A 7,324-nucleotide genomic window follows, 5' to 3' on the forward strand; every position below is an offset into this window, starting at 1 on the left:
TGGCCCCTTTTCTTTGTAAAAATAGTGGGGTATGGTATCGCTATTTCAGTGGTTTGTAAAACAAGGGAAGAAGAGAACAATGTTACAAAAACCAACCATTCTCAATATAAAAACGGTAGCAAAATCAACGATATTTGAAATTCAATCGGTGGATTTGAAATTCGCCAACGGAACGCACCGCACTTATGAACGTTTTCGCCCCGGTAAATATGCCTCGGTGATGGTGGTGGCGATTGATGGCGAGGAGATGTTGTTAGTGCGTGAATATGCCATGGGAACAGAGCGCTATGAGTTAGGATTTGTGAAGGGCAGAATGGATGCCGGTGAAACGCCGGAACAAAGTGCCAATCGCGAGTTGCAAGAAGAAATTGGTTTAGGCGCAACATCTTGGGTACATTTGCGCACGATTAATTCATCCGTTGGCTTCATGAATAATCCTATGCACATTTTATTGGCACAGAATTTTTATCCGAGCAAACTGGAAGGTGATGAGCCGGAACCGTTACAAGTGGTACGCGTGCCGTTGGCAAACATTAACGAATTATTGTATGACCCTGAATTCAATGAAGCGAAAAATCTGACTGCACTTTATTTACTTCGGGATTATTTAAATAATTATGAATAATTGCTGTGGTTATTTAAATAAATTCTAATGAAAATAAAAAGATATTAAATGAAACTTGATTATTCACCGGTTTTTTGTCAAGGTGGCAACGTTTTTTATTAAAAAAATAGGTAATGTTATGCAATCTACAAACTTAAAAGAGTTGACCTTCCGAGGGATGTTCCTTGGGGCGTTGATTACGGTGTTGTTTACCGCATCTAACGTTTATTTGGGTCTGAAAGTGGGGATGACGTTTGCGTCGTCGATTCCGGCGGCAGTCATTTCCATGGCGGTACTGAAATTCTTTAAAGATTCCAGTATCTTGGAAAACAACATGGTGCAAACCCAAGCATCTTCTGCGGGTACGCTTTCTTCTGTAATTTTCGTGTTGCCGGGCTTGTTGATGATGGGCTACTGGCAAGACTTCCCGTTTTGGCAAACCATGTTGATTTGTGCGGCAGGCGGTACGTTGGGCGTGTTGTTCACGATTCCATTGCGTCGCGCCATGGTGGTAAATAGCGATTTACCTTATCCGGAAGGCGTTGCGGCGGCAGAAATTTTGAAAGCCGGCAACGATTCTGATGCCGACAGCGGCGTGAAAGATATTGCTTATGGCGGTATTTTTGCCAGCGTTGTGGCGTTTTTAACGAACGGTTTACGCTTGATGGCAGATGGTGCCAGCGCGTGGTTTACCGGTCCGGGTGGCAAAGCCATCTTCCAACTGCCGATGGGCTTTTCTTTAGCCTTATTAGGGGCGGGTTATTTGATCGGTATTGTCGGCGGGATTGCCATTTTATTAGGTACTTTCTTTGCTTGGGGCTTAGCGGTGCCATTCTTTACCATGTCCGGTGATTTGCCGACAGATACGACCCTTGCCGGCTATGCCATGAGTATGTGGAAAACGAAAGTCCGTTTTATTGGCGTGGGAACCATCGGGATTGCGGCGATTTGGACGTTATTGATGCTGATGAAACCGATGGTGCAAGGCATGGTGCATTCTTTCCGTATGTTGAAAGGCACGCAAGACGCGTCGGATCACCGTATTGATATCGACCTTTCACCAAAAACCATGATTTATATTCTTATTGCGACTGTGGCATTAATTGTGATCTCATTACATCACTTTATCGCGACTGCGCCGATTTCCCCGGAATTAGCCTTATTATTGGTGGTGGTTTGTACCTTCTTAGCGGTGTTTATCGGTTTCTTCGTGGCGGCAGCCTCCGGTTACATGGCTGGGCTTGTGGGTTCATCTTCCAGTCCAATTTCCGGTATCGGGATTATTTCCGTGATCGTGATTTCTTTGGTGCTGGTTTCTATCGGTAATGCTTCCGGTTTATTTGAAACGGCGGATGGACAGAAATTCTTGACTGCACTGACCTTGTTTACCGCGTCTATTGTGTTAACCACAGCGACCATTTCTAACGATAACCTGCAAGATTTAAAAACCGGTTTATTGGTCGAAGCGACGCCTTGGCGTCAACAGGTGGCGTTAATTATCGGTTGTTTCGTGGGCGCATTAGTGATTGCACCGGTATTGGAAATCCTTTACCACGCCTACGGTTTCACCGGCGCATTACCACGTCCTGACATGGATCCGTCACAAGCCTTGTCTGCACCGCAAGCAACGTTGATGACCACCATTTCACAAGGGATTTTTTCCAATAAATTAGAATGGACTTATATTCTTACCGGTGTAGGTTTAGGGGCAGTGTTAATCATTATTGACAGTTTCTTGAAAAAAGTAAGCAATAAAGCCTTTGCGTTACCGGTATTGGCGGTGGGGATTGGTATCTACTTACCACCTTCTATCAATATGCCGGTTGTTACCGGGGCGTTCTTGGCGTGGTTAATTAATCGCCACATCGCCAAATATGCAGCGCGTAGCGGCGACAAAGACGTGAACAAACGAGCAGAGCGTTTTGGTACCTTGTTCGCGGCAGGCTTGATTGTAGGCGAAAGCTTAATGGGGGTTGTGCTGGCGTTTATCATTGCAGCTTCCGTGACTTCCGGCGGTTCTGAGGCGCCATTGGCCTTGAATTTGGCAAACTGGGATACGATTGGTGAAGTGCTTGGTTTAGTCGTATTTATCGCCGGTGTGACCATTTTCACCTTGCGTGTATTACGTGCAAAAAAATCTGCGTAATCGCTAAAATTACTCTACAATAGGCTGTCTTTTGATAGCCTATTTTTTTACTCAGGAATTCTTATGTCGTCTAAATTTCCTTACTTAAAAGCATTCATTGTATTTCCGTGTATTCTGCAAATTTTGGGCATGATCATCGGGTTTTGTCTTAACGATAATATCGATGAAACATTTACCGTTACCGATTTAATCGTATTTTATTTTTCTAGCACGTTTTTTATCGCTACCATTCCGGCATTTCTAATTGCCTTATGGGCGAAGGCCTACCGTTATACCCGTTATAATGTGTTTGCGATTGTGCTGATTTCAGCGATTATTGCATTTTGTTATAGCAATGTTGCGGGATATATTTACATGACCTTATTCGAGACATCGATGACCTTTGGGACTTGGTTATATAGTGGCGCATTAGATGTCGCCTTATTATTTAGTTGCGGTATGGCGCTTTATTCCGTGTTGACACTCCCGTTGCTGTTGCCAAAAGAGAGATAAATCGACAAAAAATAAGAGGGGATGCAATGCCTATTCTCACCACACAGTTATTACAGGATGTGATTCATATCGCTCAGCAGGCAGGTGAGCATTTACAGCGTTTTTATCAACATTCGGTGTCGGTACAGATCAAAGCGGATAATACTCCGGTGACGGAAGCGGATTTGTTTTCCAGTCAATTTTTAACGGAAAAACTGACCGCACTTACCCCGCATATTCCCCTTTTGTCAGAAGAAAATTGCAATATTCCTCTTGCGGAGCGGCAGGCGTGGGCGTCCTATTGGTTAATTGACCCTCTTGATGGCACGCAACAATTTATTAATCGCACCGATCAATTTTCCGTGCTCATTAGCTTAGTGAAAAATCATCAACCGGTGTTGGGCGTGATTCATGCGCCGATATTGGGCTACACCTATTACGCCATGAAAGGATTTGGCGCGTATAAACTGCAAGAGGAAAAACCCTGTAAATTGGCGTTTCGGCATATTGCTTCAGACCGACCTTTGCGCATTGCCGTTGGTTCTGCGACTGCAGCGGAAAAAGTGCGGTCGATTTTAAGTGCGAATTTTGACTATGCATTCCATATTTACGGTTCCAGCGGCTTAAAAAGCACCTTGGTCGCCGAGGGGGTCTGTGATTGCTATATTCGCTTAGGACGGACCGGCGAATGGGATACCGCTGCCGCAGAGATTTTGCTGGCGGAAATGGGCGGCGTGGTTTTTGACTTAAATTATCAACCGTTGACTTACAATCAACGAGAATCTTTCGTCAATCCGGACTTTTTGATGGGCGTAACGCGAGATTTTTCATGGGGTAATATCTTTCACTCCGATTTATCAGAGTGATTAGAAATGTCCGATGATTTTCCTTATCATACGGGCATTTATTAAATCGTAACATTAATGTGGTAACTAAATGAAAGCAGAAAATTGTTGTATCGTTATCTTCGGTGCATCCGGAGATTTAACTTATCGTAAACTGATTCCGGCGTTGTATGATCTTTATAAAATTGATCGACTGGGCGATAATTTCTCCGTGTTGGGTGTGGCGCGTACCGAATTAAACGATGAATCTTTCCGCCAAAAAATGTATCAAACGCTGATCGAACATGAAGGCGGGGAAAGTGAGTGTTTAGCCAAATTTTGTGGTCATTTATATTACCAAGCCGTCAACACCTCAGACAAAGCGGATTATGCCAAACTGATTCCGCGCCTTGATGCCTTGCATGAAAACTATAAAACCAACGGCAACACCTTATATTATTTATCCACGCCGCCAAGTTTATACGGCGTGATTCCGGAATGTTTAGCCGAACATGGATTAAACAAAGAAACACAAGGTTGGAAGCGTCTGATTGTAGAAAAACCGTTTGGCTATGATCGCAAAACGGCGGAAGCGTTGGACGTTCAAATTCATCGCTTCTTTGAGGAACACCAAATCTATCGTATCGACCATTATCTAGGTAAAGAAACCGTACAAAACCTACTTGTGTTGCGTTTTTCTAATGGTTGGTTTGAGCCGCTTTGGAACCGTAACTTTATTGAATATGTGGAAATCACCGGTGCCGAATCTATCGGAGTAGAAGAACGTGGGGGTTATTATGACGGTTCCGGCGCAATGCGCGATATGTTCCAAAACCATTTGTTGCAAGTGTTGGCGATGGTGGCAATGGAGCCACCGGCGATTATCAATGCGGACTCCATGCGTGATGAAGTGGCGAAAGTGTTGCACTGCTTGCGCCCATTAACCCATGAAGACATGGAACATCATTTGGTGCTTGGTCAATACACTGCCGCGGAAATTAACGGCAAAATGGTGAAAGGCTATTTGGAAGAAAAAGGCGTGCCGGCAGATTCCCGCACGGAAACCTACATGGCATTGCGTTGTGAAATTGAAAACTGGCGTTGGGCAGGCGTGCCGTTTTATGTGCGTACCGGCAAGCGTTTACCAGCGCGCGTTACCGAAATTGTAATTCACTTCAAAACCACACCGCACCCGGTGTTCAGCCAAAATGCACCGGAAAATAAATTGATCATCCGTATTCAGCCCGATGAAGCCATTTCCATGCGCTTCGGCTTGAAAAAACCGGGCGCCGGCTTTGAAGCAAAAGAAGTGTCCATGGATTTCCGCTATGCAGATTTAGAGGGCGCGACTGTGATGACCGCATACGAGCGTTTATTGCTTGATGCCATGAAAGGCGATGCCACCTTATTTGCCCGTACCGATGCCGTACACGCTGCTTGGAAATTCGTGCAACCGATTTTGGATTACAAAGCTCAAGGTGGTCGCGTTTATGACTACGAAGCCGGCAGTTGGGGACCGGTAGCAGCCGATAAACTGATTGCCAAAGAAGGCAAAGTGTGGCGCAAACCGAGTGGTTTGATGAAGAAAAAAGTTTAATTTAGTTAATCTCATGTAGGGTGGGCTTCAGCCCACCGTTCCTAATATCTAACATAATAAAATGGTGGGCTAAAGCCCACCCTACGGAAAAACAATGAACTATATTACCTTTCCAACTGCTCAACACGCGGTGGAAAAAATTGCCCAAGAATTTGTGATTTATAGCCAAGCAAATCACCCTGTACACATTTCCTTGTCCGGCGGTTCTACACCGAAATTATTGTTTAAAACTTTGGCGCAAGCGCCTTACGCCGATCAAATCAACTGGAAAAACCTTCATTTTTGGTGGGGCGATGATCGCATGGTGCCGCCATCTGATTCCGAAAGTAATTACGGCGAAGTACAAAAACTCTTGTTTGATCACATCAACATTCCGGCAGAAAACATTCACCGAATTCGTGGTGAAAATGAACCGCACTTAGAGCTTAAACGCTTTGAAGAAGAATTAAGTGCGGTCATTCCTGACGGCGTTTTTGATTGGATTATCCTCGGCATGGGCGCAGACGGGCATACCGCTTCTTTGTTCCCACATCAAACCGATTTTGCGGATGAAAACCTTGCGGTGATCGCTAAACATCCTGAAAGCGGACAGCTCCGCATTTCCAAAACCGCCAAATTAATTGAACAAGCGAAACGCATTACTTATTTGGTGACAGGCGAAGGCAAAGCGGAAATCCTCAAAGAAATTCAAACCACACCGGCGGAAAACTTGCCTTATCCCGCTGCAAAAATCAAAGCAAAAAATGGCGTGACGGAGTGGTACTTGGATAAAGCGGCGGCAAAATTGCTATAACAGATTGCATATCAGACATCGCGGGTTTCACAATATGATCGAATACAAAACCAACTCTCCCATTTCAGTAGAACAATTTATTGAATTGCTGAATAAAACTACCTTAGGCGTACGCCGTCCGTTAGAAGATAAAAAACGTGTAGCAGCGATGTTACATCATGCCGATTTATTGGTGACGGCTTGGGATGGTGAGTTATTGGTGGGTGTCGCCCGTTCAGTGACGGATTTTGCCTATTGTTGTTATTTGTCTGATTTGGCGGTGGACGAACAATATCAAAAACAAGGTATCGGCGTGCAGTTAATTGAACACACCAAACAGGCGTTACATCCACAAGCCAAAATTGTGCTGTTATCCGCCCCGCAAGCGGTGGATTACTATCCGCATATTGGATTTACACAGCACATGAGTGCATGGACGAAGAGTTAAAAAACACTTGGAAAAGTGACCGCACTTTCTGTAATGAGAAGATGAATTGGCAGTAGATTTTTTATTAGGAGAAAAAATGGAAAAGCATTTATTTATTTTATATGGTGCTAGAAATACAGGCAAAACAACAACGCTGAATCTTTTATTCAAAAAAGCATGTGAGCAATTCTCTGATAATTTAGTTTACTTTAGGCGTAATAAAGGTAGTGCTGATTTTTGCGCAGTATTTCAAAATGGGAATATAAAAATCGGATTATATTCCTCTGGAGACGATGAATGGAATGTCAGTCATAATTTGTACGAACTAAACCATCAACACTGTAATTTTATTTTTGGAACATCAAGAACTAGAGGGGGGAGTTGTGACGCAATTGAGAACTATGCATCTCTCTTTTATCCTGAGATGGATGTGATTGAATGGTATGAAAAAAAAGTGATCATTTGCCTCTTTTTTTTCCTGTT

8 protein-coding genes are annotated in these 7,324 nt (G+C 44.0%); all 8 read left to right on the forward strand.

The features are described from left to right. Window positions 1-31: 31 nt before the first annotated feature. Complete coding sequence (nudE, locus tag QZ106_RS04195; protein ID WP_295974642.1) at window positions 32-625, forward strand: ADP compounds hydrolase NudE; 594 nt, start codon at window positions 32-34, stop codon at window positions 623-625. A gap of 118 nt (window positions 626-743) precedes the next feature. Next, on the forward strand, window positions 744-2,750 hold the full coding sequence (locus tag QZ106_RS04200) for an OPT family oligopeptide transporter (protein WP_295974645.1): 2,007 nt from the start codon (window positions 744-746) through the stop codon (window positions 2,748-2,750). A gap of 63 nt (window positions 2,751-2,813) precedes the next feature. Then, window positions 2,814-3,242 (forward strand): hypothetical protein, encoded by a 429-nt coding sequence (locus QZ106_RS04205; protein ID WP_295974648.1) that lies wholly within the window; start codon window positions 2,814-2,816, stop codon window positions 3,240-3,242. Between the two features lie 26 nt (window positions 3,243-3,268). Then, a complete protein-coding gene (gene cysQ, locus QZ106_RS04210; RefSeq protein ID WP_295974650.1) occupies window positions 3,269-4,087 on the forward strand; it encodes a 3'(2'),5'-bisphosphate nucleotidase CysQ in 819 nt (272 codons plus the stop codon). 70 nt (window positions 4,088-4,157) lie between these two features. Next, window positions 4,158-5,642, forward strand: a complete 1,485-nt coding sequence (zwf, locus tag QZ106_RS04215) for a glucose-6-phosphate dehydrogenase (protein WP_295974652.1) — start codon at window positions 4,158-4,160, stop codon at window positions 5,640-5,642. A 94-nt stretch (window positions 5,643-5,736) separates the two neighbouring features. Continuing rightward, the gene (gene pgl / locus QZ106_RS04220; RefSeq protein WP_295974654.1) at window positions 5,737-6,435 is read left to right on the forward strand and encodes a 6-phosphogluconolactonase; all 699 of its coding nucleotides are present in this window, start codon (window positions 5,737-5,739) and stop codon (window positions 6,433-6,435) included. A gap of 34 nt (window positions 6,436-6,469) precedes the next feature. Next, window positions 6,470-6,862: a GNAT family N-acetyltransferase gene (locus tag QZ106_RS04225; protein ID WP_295974657.1), complete on the forward strand. Its 393-nt coding sequence runs from the start codon at window positions 6,470-6,472 to the stop codon at window positions 6,860-6,862. 46 nt (window positions 6,863-6,908) lie between these two features. Next, window positions 6,909-7,324 (forward strand): hypothetical protein (locus QZ106_RS04230; RefSeq protein WP_295974659.1); only part of this gene is annotated, 416 nt, incomplete at its 3' end.

Source organism: uncultured Aggregatibacter sp., assembly GCF_901873365.1.
Taxonomy (GTDB): domain Bacteria; phylum Pseudomonadota; class Gammaproteobacteria; order Enterobacterales; family Pasteurellaceae; genus Aggregatibacter.

Bases quoted from the DNA above. Each gene is read 5' to 3' on its own strand.
- zwf (WP_295974652.1), top strand. From the start codon at position 4,158: ATGAAAGCAGAAAATTGTTGTATCGTTATCTTCGGTGCATCCGGAGAT.
- nudE (WP_295974642.1), top strand. From the start codon at position 32: ATGGTATCGCTATTTCAGTGGTTTGTAAAACAAGGGAAGAAGAGAACA.
- pgl (WP_295974654.1), top strand. From the start codon at position 5,737: ATGAACTATATTACCTTTCCAACTGCTCAACACGCGGTGGAAAAAATT.
- QZ106_RS04205 (WP_295974648.1), top strand. From the start codon at position 2,814: ATGTCGTCTAAATTTCCTTACTTAAAAGCATTCATTGTATTTCCGTGT.
- QZ106_RS04225 (WP_295974657.1), top strand. From the start codon at position 6,470: ATGATCGAATACAAAACCAACTCTCCCATTTCAGTAGAACAATTTATT.
- QZ106_RS04200 (WP_295974645.1), top strand. From the start codon at position 744: ATGCAATCTACAAACTTAAAAGAGTTGACCTTCCGAGGGATGTTCCTT.
- cysQ (WP_295974650.1), top strand. From the start codon at position 3,269: ATGCCTATTCTCACCACACAGTTATTACAGGATGTGATTCATATCGCT.